This is a genomic window from Pseudomonas sp. 273 (genome assembly GCF_029201425.1).
Taxonomy (GTDB): domain Bacteria; phylum Pseudomonadota; class Gammaproteobacteria; order Pseudomonadales; family Pseudomonadaceae; genus Pseudomonas; species Pseudomonas delhiensis.
Genome location: NZ_CP116775.1, coordinates 550,061 through 563,486 on the forward strand (window position 1 = coordinate 550,061; position 13,426 = coordinate 563,486).

Below are 13,426 nucleotides of genomic sequence, written 5' to 3' on the forward strand. Positions count from 1 at the left end.
AGCCGCGATTTCCGATAACAGGGAGCCGTCGATGAGCGACAAGCGCGATCAGAATCCCGGGCAGGACCTTGCCCAGCCACTGCCGGACGCCGGCCGCCGCCGCTTCCTCGGCGGTGCCGCGGCCCTGGGGCCGGGGCGGCGCTGGCCGGCCTGGTGGGCGAGGGTACGGCCCAGGCCGCCGAAGCCGTGCGCGAGCTGAGCGGCGCCGAACTGGACCGGGCGCTGCGCGAGCAGGTGAAGACCGTCGTGGTGATCTACGCCGAGAACCGCAGCTTCAACAACCTGTTCGGCGACTTCCCCGGCGTGGAGAAACCGCTGTCGTCGCTGCAGCCGGCCGACTACCGGCAGCGCGACCGCGACGGCAGCCTGCTGGACCAGCTGCCGCCGGTGTATGGCGGCGTGCTGCAGGTCGGCCAGAGCCTGGAAGGGGTGAGCTACGCCGAGGGCGTGCAGTACCAGGAGAACCTGGCCAACGCGCCCTTCGCGCTCAAGGGCCCGCAGGGCGAGGACCTGCCCCTGGGCCTGGTGACCCGCGACCTCTGGCACGTGTTCTACCAGAACCAGATGCAGATCAACGGCGGGCGCAACGACATGTTCGTCGCCTGGGCCGACTCCGGCGCGCTGCCCATGGGCTACTACGCGCAGAGCCCCTACAGCCTGCGCCTGTGGGACCTGGCCCGGGACTTCGTGCTGTGCGACAACTTCTTCCAGGGCGCCTTCGGTGGTTCCTTCCTCAACCACCAGTACCTGGTGGCGGCCACCCCGCCGGTGTACCCGGACGTGCAAGACTCGCCGGCCCGCACACAGATCGCCCAACTGATGAGCGACGACCCCGCCGACCCGCGCCTGCAACCCCTGGAGGATTCGCCGGCCAGCGTCAGCGGCGGCGCACCGAAGTTCGGCCCCAGCGCCCTGACCCCCGACGGCTACGGCGTCAACACCATGCTCCCGCCGTTCTGGCCGACCGTGCAGCGCGACCCCCAGCGCCCGGACTACGCGCTGCCCGGCCAGCCCAACGTGATGGTGCCGCAGCGCCACGAGCACATCGGCGACAAGCTGAGCAAGAAGGGCGTCGACTGGGCCTGGTACGCCGGCGCCTGGGAAGCCACCCTGGAGCAGTACAGGAACTCCGCTGGCATTCCCAGGATCCCCAACTTCCAGTACCACCACCAGCCGTTCAACTACTTCGTCCAGCAGGGCCCGGAACACCTCGAGGAACGCGCGAAGCGCCTGCGCGACGGCGGCCTGGGCGACGACCCGTCGAGCAACCGCTTCTTCGCCGACGCCCGCGCCGGCACGCTGCCGGCGGTGACCTTCTACAAGCCCCAGGGCAACCTCAACATGCACGCCGGCTACGCCGACGTGGCCAGCGGCGACCGCCACATCGTGCGCGCGGTGAAGCACCTGATGGAAAGCCCGCAATGGCCGAACATGGTGATCGTCATCAGCGTGGACGAGAACGGCGGCTGGTGGGACCACGTGGCGCCGCCCCAGGGCGACCGCTGGGGTCCCGGCTCGCGCATCCCGGCGCTGGTGGTGTCGCCCTTCGCGCGCCACGGCACGGTGGACCATACGGTCTACGACACCGGCTCCATCCTGCGCCTGATCACCCGGGTGTTCGACCTGGAGAAGCTCGACGGCCTGAAACTGCGCGACGACGCCATGCGCGCCCGCGGCCAGCAGCCCATGGGCGACCTGACCGCGGCACTGCGTTTCACCGCATGAAGAAAGAGCGCCCCGGTACGCGCCGGGGCCGATGCCGCTTTTAGCGCAAAACCCTACAGCCCAACAGGAAACGCCCGGCAGCCGATGCCCGGCACCAGCGAGTAATTCGTTGTGCTTCCCCCGCTCGCCGAACGGGGAAGGCCGAATCACCCGTTGGAGCACCCATGGGGCTGACCACCGCTCAACTGGACGAGCTGGGGCGTTCGCTGGACGCCAACCACCGCGAACTCCTGTTCCTCACCGTCGAACAGGCCAACCAACTGGCCCGCGATCATGCGACCAGTCATTTGCCCCCGGTCGGGGCGCCTGGCTTGTGCCAAGCCAACGGGCCGTTCGATGGCTCAGGGGCCTATCTTGACAGCCCGTTTCATTCGTTCGCGAGCACCCCCTGGGGCGTCCCGGTTGCGCTGGGTTCATTCGACACGGTGAACTTCGTCCGGCTGGTGCGGGACCTCGGAGGCCTCAATACTCGGATCAGATATACGTTCTACCAAGGCAGGCAGTACGTCGTCCTGTCCGGTTACCCGGGGCTGCGCCGGATACTGACTGGCACGCGCTATTCCGTCGACAATGCCAAGCTGGTCCAGATGGGCGTAGGACGTTACGGCATTCGCGGCAGCTCCCTCAGTGGCTTCAGGCTTTCCTGCTACGTGGCAGTGGGTCTGGAGGTCCTTGAGTGGTACTTCAACGACCAGTTGAGCATGTTGGATTTGCTTGGTGGCGTTGGCATCGAGTTGGTCAAGGCGGGGATCGCTTCGGCGGTTGGGTATGCGGTGGGGGCTGCTCTTGCCACAGGTTTCGGTTTGGTGGCTCTTCCGGTCATTGCTGGCGCTGTAACTGTGTTTGTTGTCAGCCTTGGATTGAATATGCTTGACAAGCAATTCGGTATAAAGACTCGTGTGAGAGACTCCCTGAACTATGCAGTGGACAATGTCTCCATGCTTACAGATAAATTCCAAAGACTGGACGAATTTGATATCCAGGGTCATGCTGAGAATATACTTGGTAAGTTGATCGAGTCTGCCATTGACGAAGCAATCCATGATGCCAAAGGCTGGCTGCTACGGCGTCTTCCGCCAGGCTCGTTGCCAAGGGTTCCGTTTCGCTTCCCTAATTCTAATGACTTTTAGGGGAGCTAAGCCACCTTATGAAAATGCCTGAGCAGGCGGTAATACCTGTACCTGAACACTGGCTTAGACCCTTGGGATTTTTACTCATTCTTATTGGAATGGCGCTGACCGGGGCTGGTGTAATAATTTGCTTGGACATGTTGTTTCCCATATACATACGACTCTGGCGACAGGCTCCTATCGTGGAAACTGCCTATCCGGTTTTCGGTGCAATCTCCGCGCTGCTCATCGGGCCGTTGGGATTATTGGGTGGCGTTCATCTCCTGATTTTCCGGCGACCGCTCACTTCGCAAAATCCGGTTTGGCTCAAGATTGCCGAGCGACTGCTGAAAGTCGCGTCGATAACGCTGCTGGTGGTGAGCCCACTGCTTGCAGTCGGAACTACTGCGGCGCTCCATGTCATGGATTATCAAGCCTGCAACAAGCTGCGAATCTCCGGCTCTGGCTGGCAGGTCTTCTGGGTGAAGAACGATGGTTTCTGTTTCCGTCCGGACAGCTACATCGAGGACAACTGGCCCTGCAAGGATATGGACGGCAAGACCTACTGCCTCAGGGCTGATGGGTTGTAGCGGCCGGCATCCCGCCGCCTGGGGGATGCCGGGAGGGCAGGGCGAACCCTGCCCCTGTACCCGCCGGCTCAGAAGTTGACCTTCAGGCCCAGGGTGAAGGCCTGGTCGCGGTAGCCGTTGTCGCCGTGCTGGCGGGCCACTTCGCCCCAGACGTTGACCCGGCTGTTGAGCTTGCTGGTGGCGCCCAGCTTGACCTCCAGGATGTCGTTGGCGCCGTCCATGTCGAAGCGGGTGTTGCCCATCTTCGCGCCGAAGTCGTCGGAGTTGTGGATCCAGTTGGCCTCCAGGTAGGGCTCGACGTCATAGGTGCTGGCGAAGCCCTGCGCGTCATTGCTGCGCAGTGCGGCGCGGGCGCCCAGGCGGGTCATGAGGTTGCCGTCGCCGCGCCCGGTGACGCGGGTGCCGTTGGCCTCGCGGTGGCTGTCGGCCTTGACGCCCATGTAGACCACTTGCGCCTGGGGTTGCACGTACACGCTGGCCTTCTCGGTGCGGGCTACGCGGAAGGTCTTGCCGGCCTCGACGGAGGCGGTGATGCCGTCGGAGTCGTAGTGCTCCTTGGCCAGTTGCTCGCCATGCACCTCGTTGTCGAAGCGGTTGTACAGCACCCAGGTGTCGACATAGGCGCCGTTCTCGTCGTCGCGGTCCTCGTACCAGGTGCCGTAGAGGCCGAGGCTGTAGCCATCGATCTCGCCCTTGGCGCTGTAGCCGGTGATCCGCGAGCGGCTGGTGGAGTTGCCGTTGGCGTAGCCGCCCAGTACCCCGAGCACCCAGTCGCCCTTGTCGTTGCTGTAGCGCAGCAGGTCACTGCCGAGCTGGATGACGTAGCGGTTGCTTTCGGTCTTCAGCTGGCCGGTGCTGTCGTTCCAGCGGCTGGCGCCGTCGACGCTGCGCAGCCACAGCATCGAGGTCCTGGCCTCGCCGGTGTCCGGATCGACGTAGGTCAGGTTGCCGGTGCGGTCGTGCAGGCGGTGCAGGAACAGGGTGTTGGCAGCAGCCAGGTTGGCGGTGTAGGCGCCGCCCTCCGGCTGGCGGATGCGGTCCTTGTCGCTGGGTGGAGCGGGCGGTGCCGGGGGCTCCGGGATGGGCGGGATGCCGGGATCGGGATCGGGCCCCGGTTCCGGCTGCGGTTCAGGTTCGGGCTCGGGTTCCGGTTTTGGGTCGACGGTGGGCTTGTAGGAGGTCAGGTACCAGTCCTTGTCCGAGCCGGTGGAACCGACGAAGGTACCGCCACGACGCAGCAGGTATTCGTAGCCGCCTTCGGTCACCCGGTCGGACTGGAACTCGCCGGCGGACAAGCCGGCCACCTCGATCATGCGGATGCCCTCGATGGTCTGCTCGCCCGTGCCGGTGGTGTTGTTCACCGTCACCCGGGTGTCGCCGGAGGTGTCGCCATTGACCACCAGGCGGTCGGTGGCCGAGTTGTCGTCGCCCAGGTGGGTGTTCATCACCAGGCGCCCACCGCCGGTGAAGTCGCCGTCCACGGTCAGGGTCTTGTACTGGTAGTCGCTCGCGTCCCCCTGGCGCAGGTAGGCCAGGGTGGCGCCGCTACCCAGGTTCAGCGAACTGAGATTGGAGTCGGCGCTCAGGTCCCAGCGGCTGGCGCCCTCGATGGCCAGGTGGATCTCCCCGGCGCTGGCGGTGGCGGTGCTGCCGTTGAAGTAGGAGCCGGCGGCCATCTTCAGGTCGATGACGCCGCCCTGGTCGGCGAGCAGCCTGGCCCCCAGGCGACCGTCTTGGTCGCTGGCCGCGCTGCTGTCGAGGTGGTAGATGGCGGCCTGGCCGCTGTTGATCCGCGAGCCGGCGCCGCTGGCGTAGAGGGCCCGGTTGCCGTCGGTCACGCTGACGCGGGTGTCGCCGTCGAGGTTGACCACGCCGCCACGGGGCCATTGGCATCGCTGAGTGTCTGGGCGTAGATGCCGTAGGCGTTGTTCTTCTCGGTGGCGATGCTGGTGTCGCCCAGGTTGATCACCCCGCCACGGTTGGCATAGACGGCATGGGCCGCGTTGCCCTTGGTGAGGATCACGCTGCCGTCGCCCAGGGTGACTTCGGCGTCACCCTTGTAGCTGCTCGCGCTCAGGTCACGGTTGCCGGCGTACACGGCGTAGCCGGTGCCGTCGAGCCAGTTGGAGGCGCCGCCATGGGTGGTGACGTGCGCATCCTTGCCGATCACGATCTGGTTCTTGCCGCCGTTCTTCGAGGTGTTGGCGCGCACGCCCATGCCCGTGCCTTCGGCGGTGATGGAGGCCCCGTCGCCGATGGTGACCGTCGAGTTGATCGCGTTCTCGGTGACATTGATGCCGTCCGCCGAGGAGCCCCTGGTGACGATGGTCAGCGAGTCGGCGCGGATGTTGTTGGTGCCGATGTTGGCCTGGATGGCGTCCGCGGTGGAGCCGGTGGTGGTGATCAGCAGGTTCTTCAGGTTGTAGGTCGAGCTGTTGCCGTAGATGCCGAAGCCGGCCAGGCCGGAGCTGCCGCCGGTGGAGCCGTTGGCGGTGGTGTTGATCACGACGTTGTCGTAGCCGGCGGGGTTGCCGAAGTACAAGGGCACGTCGCAGGTCAGGGTGCTGCTGGCGACATCGCCGGTGCAGCCGGCGTTGGCCCCCTGCATGGGCAATGACAGGGCCGCGGCCAAGGCGACGTGAAGCGCCAGGGCTGTCTTCTGGAATCGCATGGTTCACCTCCTTGCACCGCCGCTTCGCGGAAGGGCGGGGCTTGAGCCAACGCGCGTCAGGGCACGAGGAGAAGGAATGCGGCAGCTGCGGGCTGCCGATGCCGATCCGCCAGCGTTGGACGATGGGGCCTGGGTTTGCCAGGCAGGCTGGGTGCGCAGCTGTGCCGCGCCACCACGAGGCTTCTGGTGAGGCGGTGGTGTGGGAATATTCTTTGGAGCGAGGAGGAAAAAACCGATTGATATAAGTCAGCCGATTTTTTTGACCGTCCGGCTTGAAACCCGTCTTTTCGAAATTCTTTGATGAGGGGCAGTTTTATGGCGCCAGAAAAGCGTCGAGCACGAACGGAACGCGAAAGCGGCTGCGAATAAGTTGCGATTCAGCGCAAGGCGGCGCCACGAGGAGGGGAAGAAGTGGCAGGCATGGGCTGGGGAGGAAGGGGCATCCCGCAACGGGGGGCGCCGCTGCGGGATGAGAAGGGAAGGGCGATGCGCCCGGGTTATTTGACCAGCGCCTTCTCCCCCTCCTCGCGCACCCAGAACAGCACCGCGCCGGCCACGGCGGCGGGCATGGCGACCAGGTTGACCACCGGGATCAGCAGCGCGAGGTAGGTGATGCCGCCGAAGCCCATGCAGGCCCAGCGCTTGCTGCGTAGCCAGGCGAGCATCTCGTTCCAGCCCAGCTTGTGGTTGTCCGCCGGGTAGTCGATGTACTGCACGGCCATCATCCACACGCCGAACACCAGCCACAGCGGGGTGGCGATGATGTTCAGGCCGGGGATCAGGCTGAGGACGAACAGGGCGATGGCCCGTGGCAGGAAGTAGCCGAGCTTGCGCAGTTCGCGGGCGACGGTGCGCGGCACCATGGCGGCCAGTTCGGCCCAGTTGAAGGCCGGGAAGTCGTCCTGGCCGCGCACCACCACCTCGACCTTCTCGGCGAGGAAGCCGTTGAACGGCGAGGCGATCAGGTTGGCCACCAGGGTGAAGCTGAAGAACAGGATCAGCAGCACCAGCAGGACGAACAGCGGCCAGAGGATGTACTGGAGGAAGTCCAGCCACTGCGGCAGGCTGGGCATCAGCCAGTCGACCCAGTGGCTGAACTGGTTCACCGCGAAGCCGATCAGGCCGACGAACAGCAGCAGGTTGACCGTCAGGGGCAGCAGCACGAACAGGCGCAGCCCCGGGCGCATCATGAGTTTCAGGCCTTCGCCGAGGTATTGCGGGCCGCTCAGGGTGGACATGGAGCATCTCCGTAGGAAACCAGCTTGCGACCTTAGCAGGGCCGGCGCACGCTCGCGAGCCGTCTGTTTTGCCGGTTGTGTGGGGTTCAGGCGCGGTAGCGGCTGTAGTGGTTGCGCTGTTGCTTGGCGCGATACATGGCGCTGTCGGCGGCGTGGATCAGGCCTTCGGCGTCGCCGGCGTCGGCCGGATAGAGGGCGATGCCAATGCTGGCGGAGAGGAATTCCAGGCGCTGCTCGCCGGCGCGGTAGTCCTGGTTGAGGCTGGCCAGCAGGCGCCCGGCCAGGCGCTCGGCGCTGTCGCAGTCCACGCCTTCGAGGACCACCGCGAACTCGTCGCCGCCCAGGCGGAAGGCCATGTCCGGCTGGCGCAGGTTGCCGCGCAGGCGCTCGCCCACGGCGACCAGCACGGCGTCGCCGGCGGCATGGCCGAAGCGGTCGTTGACCGGCTTGAAGTGGTCCAGGTCGACGTACAGCAGGGCCACGCTGGTGCCTTGCGCGCAGCGCTGCAGGGCCAGGGGCAACTGTTCGCCGAAGGCCTTGCGGTTGCCCAGGCCGGTCAGCGCGTCGCGGTAGGCGAGGTCGAGCAGGCGCTGCTGGTAGGCGACCTGCAGGCTGATGTCGCGGAGGATGCCGCGGAAGCCGCGGAACTGCCCCTGGGCGTCGGTGATCGGCGAGACCTTCGTCTCGAAGATCACGCGCTGGCCGTCGCGGCGCTTGAAGGGCGCGGCGAAGGTGGTTTCCTGCTCGCCGTCGCGCACTTGCTGGTAGAGGCCGCGGGCGCGCGCCACGTCCTGTTCGTCGAGCAGTTCCCGGTAGGAGTGGCCTTCCACTTCCTCGGCCGTGTAGCCGAGCAGGCGGCAGAAGGCGGCGTTCACCGTGAGCACCAAGCCGTCGCCGTCCATCTCGAAGTAGCCGTCGCGGATGCTGTCGAGGATGGCGCGGTCGCGGGCCTCGCTGCGTTCCAGGCGTTCGAGCATCTGGTTGACTTCGCAGGCCAGTTGGCCGACTTCGTCGCGGCCCATGTCGGCCAGCCGGGCGGGGCCGGTGTCGGCGCCGATGTTCGCCACCCCGCGGTTGAGCCGCTGCACGCGGCGGATCACCCAGATCTCCAGGACCAGGTAGGCCAGCAGCAGGGCGGTGAGGCTGATCAGCAAGGTCATGCCGAGGAACAGGCGGATGGCCTCCTGGCCCTGCTGGTAGGCGACCCGCGACTTGCTGATGGCCAGGCTGAACTGCGGCGTGTCGGTGGCGTCCAGGAACAGCAGGGTGACCTGCTGGGTATCGGCGTCGAGCACCCGCCGCGGGCTCAGCAGGGTGCCGCCGTTGCGCCCCGGCAGGTGCAGGGTCCGCCAGCCGTCGCCGGGCGTCACCCCGGGTTGCACCTGCAGGCGCGCGTCCATCTGCTCCTGCAGGGCGCGCATGTGGCGCTGGTCGAGCAGGTAGCCGGCGACGATGGCGCCGACCGGCTCGGCGCGGCCCAGGTTGTCGCTGATCGGCTGGCTGAGCAGCAGCAGCGGGGTGCCGTCCACCAGCAGCCATTGCGCCAGGCTGCGCGACGGATCGCCCTGCAGGTCCAGCACGCCCAGCTCCAGGGCGCGGCGCAGCAGGTCCTGGCGCAGTCGCTCGGGGCTGGGCGCGCCGGCTATCGCCTGGGGCGCGGCGAGCCGTGCCTCGTCCCAGCGCTGGGTGACCACGCGGCCCCGGCGGTCGAGGTAGAGCGCGAAGTCGAAGCCCAGGTTGCCGAGCATGTCGATGTCCAGGTTCTCCCGCACGAACCCCGGCGTGGGGTGCGAGACGAAGCCGTAGCTGGCGTCCCACCAGGCATAGCTGCGCAGCAGGTCCAGGTGGCGCTGCTTCTCGAAGGCCAGGCGGTTGTCGAGCACGCGCACCTCGTCGTACAGGCGCTGGCGGTCGTCGCGGTCGAAGCGTTCGAGCAGGATGTGCTCGGACAGCAGCCAGATGCCCAGCAGGCTGAGGGCCAGCAGCGGCAGGAACAGCAGGAGCAGTCGTTTTCTCAGGGTCATGCCGGGCGCGCAGGTGGGAGAGGGGACGAATACTGAGTCTAGTTGGCCTGCCGCGGGGGATAGCCGGCCTCTATCGGGGGCATTGAGATTGGGCATTTCGTTCGCGGCGCGGCGGGCCTTACGCTGCGCGGCAATCCCCAGTCGCGAACGGATCGGCCGGCGAAGCGGAATGTCCCTGACTTATCTCAAAGTGACTTTGGGAAACGTCTGACAGACTTCAGGCCGTGGGTGACTCCACGGCAGCGCCGCTCGCTCCTGACGGCCCTGCCTTCCTCGCGATCTGTGCGTTCTGTGGGAGCTGCCGCGCCTCCCAACCTTCCCCCAGGTACCTTGGCAGCTCCCTTTTCTTGTTCGACGAGGAGTCAGCCATGCCTGAAGTTCGTCATGCCCGCGTCATCATCCTGGGTTCCGGCCCCGCCGGTTACTCGGCCGCCGTCTATGCCGCCCGCGCCAACCTCAAGCCGCTGCTGATCACCGGCCTGCAGGCCGGCGGCCAGTTGACCACCACCACCGAGGTGGACAACTGGCCCGGCGACCCCCATGGCCTCACCGGCCCTGCGCTGATGCAGCGCATGCAGGAGCACGCCGAGCGCTTCGAGACCGAGATCGTCTTCGACCACATCAACGCCGTGGACCTGGCCGGCAAGCCCCTGGTGCTCAAGGGCGACAGCGGCACCTACACGGCCGACGCGCTGATCATCGCCACCGGCGCCAGCGCCCGCTACCTGGGCCTGCCTTCGGAAGCGGCGTTCATGGGCAAGGGCGTTTCCGCCTGCGCCACCTGCGACGGCTTCTTCTACCGCAACCGCGAAGTGGCGGTGGTCGGTGGCGGCAACACGGCGGTGGAGGAGGCGCTGTACCTGGCCAACATCGCCAGCAAGGTGACCCTGGTGCACCGCCGCGAGACCTTCCGCGCCGAGAAGATCCTGCAGGACAAGCTGCGCGCCCGCATCGCCGAGGGCAGGATCGAGCTGAAGCTCAATGCCCAGGTGGAGGAAGTGCTGGGCGACGACATGGGCGTCACCGGCGTGCGCCTGCGCCATAACGACGGCGGCACCGAGGAACTGACGGTGGACGGCCTGTTCGTGGCCATCGGGCATACCCCGAACACCTCGCTGTTCGAGAACCAGCTGCAACTGAAGGACGGCTACCTGGTAGTCAATGGCGGCCGCGACGGCAACGCCACCGCCACCAACATCCCCGGCGTGTTCGCCGCCGGCGACGTGGCCGACCACGTCTATCGCCAGGCCATCACCTCGGCCGGCGCCGGCTGCATGGCGGCGCTGGACGTGGAGCGCTACCTGGATTCGCTGTAACGGCCCCAAGAGCCGGCGTGCAGGAAGAAGCCCCGCTGGTCGGGGCTTTTTCCTTTTTGACGGGGGCGCCGTGGTAGCCGTCCGCGATCATCCGTCGTTGAAAACGGCGGATAACGCCGTAGGCGTTATGCGCCCTACGTGGGAACCCGGGAGCTTCGGATTTCGCTTCACGCCGAACAGTCCCCTCTTCCGCTTGCGGGGGAGGGTTAGGGAGGGGGCCGAGTCAGGGTTCGCGAGCAAGCTCGCTCCTACGAAAAGCAGCGGCTCTTGTTCTGGTTTTGGGACTTCCAGAGAAACAACCGCGCGCACCGGAACGCCCCTTCAGAAGGCCGAGCGAAACCGGCGCTCAGGAGGTCATGCGACATGGATGTCGCTAGAGCCCCGACCAGTACAGGGACGTGCTGTCGGGGCGGGCCTCCGTGGCGGGGGAATTCGTGAGGGTAGCCCGGCTTCATCGGGCCCGTATGCGGGGCAAGCCTTTTTGGTTCCTTTTTGCGGGGGTGGCCTTCCACCGTTTGACAAAAGGGACTCGCCCGAGGGGGCGAAACAAGAAACATCAACGCACTCGGAGCGGCGCGCTACACCCAAACCCAATAGACAGTTGCTCCTACAGGGGAATGGCGTTGGGGCACCGTCGTAGGATGGTGTTGAGCGAAGCGATACCCATCGCCACGGCCGCATGGGTTCGCCGACGACCGTAGGGCGAATAACCGTTCGCGGTTATCCGCCGTTGGCAGTGCACCGAGGCCCGTGAACGACGGCGGATAACGCCGGAGGCGTTATGCGCCCCACGGTTTGCCTCGCTATTCACGGCGGCAAGAAAAAGCCCCGCGAGGCAGGCTGTGTGAAAACCTCAGGATCGGTCCCGCTGGTTAAAAAACAACCTGGATTTCGCGTTTCTACGCGGATTCTGGATTGGCTGAATAGCCAAGCCTCTTCAGATTTCACGTAGGAACGCTCTCTTCGAAGAGCCGCTCGGGTTTTCACACAGCCTGCAGGGCGGGGCTTCTGCATTGCGGGGGGATCAGCCGCGGCGCGACAGCGGCTGGCGCTCGAAGCGCACGCCGGCCAGGCCGGTGTTCTGCAGGGCGCGGATGTTGGCGTGGTCGGTGCCCTCGGGGGTGTCGCGCACCGCGCGGTAGTGTTCACCGAAGGCCAGCAGGGTTTCCTCCAGGCTCAGGCCCTCGAGGATGGCGAAGCCGAGGGTCTTGCAGGAGCCCTCGTTCTGCCCGGCCGGGTTTTCCACCGGGCCGTTGCTGAAGGCGCTGGGGCTGTAGCTGTAGTGCTCGGCGATGAACGCCAGGGTATCGGTGAACAGGTGCTGCTCGCTGCGCAGGCGCGCGCGGAAATCGGTGAGGGTCATCAAGGCGGGCTCGTCAGTGTTTCTTGGCGGTGTCGAAGGCGGCCTGCTGCTCGGGCGAGGCTTCCTTCTGGTATTTCGCCTTCCATTCGGCGTAAGGCATGCCGTAGATCTCCTCGCGGGCCTGTTCCGGGCTCAGTTCCAGGCCCATGTCGTCGGCCGCGGCCTTGTACCACTTGGACAGGCAGTTGCGGCAGAAGCCGGCGAGGTTCATCAGGTCGATGTTCTGCACGTCCTTGCGGGTGCGCAGGTGCTGCACCAGGGTGCGGAACGCCGCGGCCTCCAGCTCGGTGCGTTGTTCCTGGGTCAGGTCGAGGATGCTGTGTTCGGGCTTGCTCATGGTTCGGGCTCTCGCTTGGCGCGTCGTCGCGGGACGCCGGGGCAATTCGGGGCTGCGCAGATGATAAGAGCCGGGGCAGGCGCCAGCAATGGCCGCCGGCTCGAAGGCGCCGCCCGGTTCAGCGCCGGGCGGCCAGGGCGATGGACACCGACTCGGCGAAGCGCAGGGCGTGGGGCTTGTCCACTTCCACCTCGGCGTAGTGCACTGCCGGGTGGGCCATGACCAGGTCGAGGATTTCCTGGGTCAGGCGCTCCAGCAGGGCGAAGCGGTTCTCCTCGACGTGGGCGATGATCGCCTTGGTGATGGTGCGGTAGTTCAGCGCGTGCTCGATGTCGTTGACCTGCACCGCCTCCTGCGAGGGGTAGAGGATGGTCAGGTTGATCGTCACGTCCTGCTTGTTGAGGATTTCCTCTTCCTTGATGCCGATGTAGGTGCGCACGCGCAGGTCCTTCACGCGGATCCGCGCCATGCCCGGCTGCAGTTGCGTCATTGTCACTTGCTCCGTCCGATCAGTTGCAGGAATTCCTGGCGGGTGTTGCTGGAGTCGCGGAAGGCGCCGAGCATCACCGAGGTGAACATCTGCGAGTTCTGCTTCTCCACGCCGCGCATCATCATGCACATGTGCTGCGCCTCGATCACCACCGCCACGCCGGCGGCGCCGGTGATGCGCTCGATGGCCTCTGCGATCTGCCGCGTCAGGTTCTCCTGGATCTGCAGGCGCCGCGCGAACATGTCGACGATGCGCGCCACCTTCGACAGCCCCAGCACCCGTCCGGTGGGAATGTACGCCACATGGGCCTTGCCGATGAAGGGCAGCAGGTGGTGTTCGCACAGCGAATACAGCTCGATGTCGCGGACGATCACCATTTCGTCGTTGTCCGAGGCGAACAGCGCGCCGTTGACGATCTCCTCCAGGCTCAGCTCGTAGCCGTGGCACAGGTAGCGCATGGCCTTGGCGGCGCGCTTGGGGGTGTCGAGCAGGCCTTCGCGGTCGGGGTTCTCGCCCAGGCCCAGGAGTATCTCGCGGTAGTTCGCGGACAGGGAATCGGTCAT

The 13,426-nt window shown here is 66.1% G+C and carries 11 protein-coding genes and 1 pseudogene; 4 read left to right on the plus strand and 8 right to left on the minus strand.

What is annotated here, in order from left to right:
- Positions 1–31 precede the first annotated feature (31 nt).
- The 3 genes and pseudogenes from acpA (at position 32) to PKO50_RS02590 (ending at position 3,424) form a co-directional block, all read left to right on the plus strand.
- A pseudogene (acpA, locus tag PKO50_RS02580) lies at positions 32–1,725 on the plus strand (acid phosphatase).
- Positions 1,726–1,889: 164 nt separating this feature from the next.
- Entirely contained in the window at positions 1,890–2,855 is a 966-nt protein-coding gene (locus tag PKO50_RS02585; protein ID WP_275628722.1) for a hypothetical protein, read from the plus strand.
- A 182-nt stretch (positions 2,856–3,037) separates the two neighbouring features.
- Positions 3,038–3,424 (plus strand): hypothetical protein, encoded by a 387-nt coding sequence (locus PKO50_RS02590; RefSeq protein WP_275628723.1) that lies wholly within the window; start codon positions 3,038–3,040, stop codon positions 3,422–3,424.
- Positions 3,425–3,492: 68 nt separating this feature from the next.
- On the opposite strand, the gene PKO50_RS02595 is transcribed toward PKO50_RS02590, so the two are convergent.
- From PKO50_RS02595 to PKO50_RS02610, 4 genes are all read right to left on the minus strand, one after another.
- A complete protein-coding gene (locus PKO50_RS02595) occupies positions 3,493–5,295 on the minus strand; it encodes an autotransporter outer membrane beta-barrel domain-containing protein (RefSeq protein WP_275628724.1) in 1,803 nt (600 codons plus the stop codon).
- Complete coding sequence (locus PKO50_RS02600; RefSeq protein ID WP_275628725.1) at positions 5,259–6,095, minus strand: hypothetical protein; 837 nt, start codon at positions 6,093–6,095, stop codon at positions 5,259–5,261. The genes PKO50_RS02595 and PKO50_RS02600 overlap by 37 nt, the downstream gene beginning before the upstream one ends.
- Before the next feature lie 497 nt (positions 6,096–6,592).
- The gene (gene cysZ / locus PKO50_RS02605) at positions 6,593–7,333 is read right to left on the minus strand and encodes a sulfate transporter CysZ (RefSeq protein WP_109934158.1); all 741 of its coding nucleotides are present in this window, start codon (positions 7,331–7,333) and stop codon (positions 6,593–6,595) included.
- 86 nt (positions 7,334–7,419) lie between these two features.
- Positions 7,420–9,357 (minus strand): diguanylate cyclase, encoded by a 1,938-nt coding sequence (locus tag PKO50_RS02610; RefSeq protein ID WP_275628726.1) that lies wholly within the window; start codon positions 9,355–9,357, stop codon positions 7,420–7,422.
- 368 nt (positions 9,358–9,725) lie between these two features.
- On the opposite strand from PKO50_RS02610, the gene trxB reads away from it, so the two are divergent.
- Entirely contained in the window at positions 9,726–10,673 is a 948-nt protein-coding gene (trxB, locus tag PKO50_RS02615) for a thioredoxin-disulfide reductase (protein ID WP_275628727.1), read from the plus strand.
- Between the two features lie 1,024 nt (positions 10,674–11,697).
- On the opposite strand, the gene PKO50_RS02620 is transcribed toward trxB, so the two are convergent.
- From PKO50_RS02620 to folE, 4 genes are all read right to left on the minus strand, one after another.
- A complete protein-coding gene (locus PKO50_RS02620; RefSeq protein WP_009616043.1) occupies positions 11,698–12,036 on the minus strand; it encodes a HopJ type III effector protein in 339 nt (112 codons plus the stop codon).
- Positions 12,037–12,049: 13 nt separating this feature from the next.
- Positions 12,050–12,373, minus strand: a complete 324-nt coding sequence (locus tag PKO50_RS02625) for a DUF1244 domain-containing protein (RefSeq protein ID WP_109932163.1) — start codon at positions 12,371–12,373, stop codon at positions 12,050–12,052.
- 118 nt (positions 12,374–12,491) lie between these two features.
- Positions 12,492–12,863, minus strand: coding sequence for a dihydroneopterin triphosphate 2'-epimerase (gene folX / locus PKO50_RS02630; protein WP_275628728.1), 372 nt, complete (start codon positions 12,861–12,863; stop codon positions 12,492–12,494).
- Positions 12,864–12,865: 2 nt separating this feature from the next.
- A complete protein-coding gene (gene folE / locus PKO50_RS02635; RefSeq protein WP_208604337.1) occupies positions 12,866–13,426 on the minus strand; it encodes a GTP cyclohydrolase I FolE in 561 nt (186 codons plus the stop codon).

Bases quoted from the DNA above. Each gene is read 5' to 3' on its own strand.
- PKO50_RS02585 (WP_275628722.1), top strand. From the start codon at position 1,890: ATGGGGCTGACCACCGCTCAACTGGACGAGCTGGGGCGTTCGCTGGAC.
- PKO50_RS02600 (WP_275628725.1), bottom strand. From the start codon at position 6,095: ATGCGATTCCAGAAGACAGCCCTGGCGCTTCACGTCGCCTTGGCCGCG.
- cysZ (WP_109934158.1), bottom strand. From the start codon at position 7,333: ATGTCCACCCTGAGCGGCCCGCAATACCTCGGCGAAGGCCTGAAACTC.
- PKO50_RS02610 (WP_275628726.1), bottom strand. From the start codon at position 9,357: ATGACCCTGAGAAAACGACTGCTCCTGCTGTTCCTGCCGCTGCTGGCC.
- trxB (WP_275628727.1), top strand. From the start codon at position 9,726: ATGCCTGAAGTTCGTCATGCCCGCGTCATCATCCTGGGTTCCGGCCCC.
- PKO50_RS02620 (WP_009616043.1), bottom strand. From the start codon at position 12,036: ATGACCCTCACCGATTTCCGCGCGCGCCTGCGCAGCGAGCAGCACCTG.
- PKO50_RS02625 (WP_109932163.1), bottom strand. From the start codon at position 12,373: ATGAGCAAGCCCGAACACAGCATCCTCGACCTGACCCAGGAACAACGC.
- folX (WP_275628728.1), bottom strand. From the start codon at position 12,863: ATGACGCAACTGCAGCCGGGCATGGCGCGGATCCGCGTGAAGGACCTG.
- folE (WP_208604337.1), bottom strand. From the start codon at position 13,426: ATGACCGATTCCCTGTCCGCGAACTACCGCGAGATACTCCTGGGCCTG.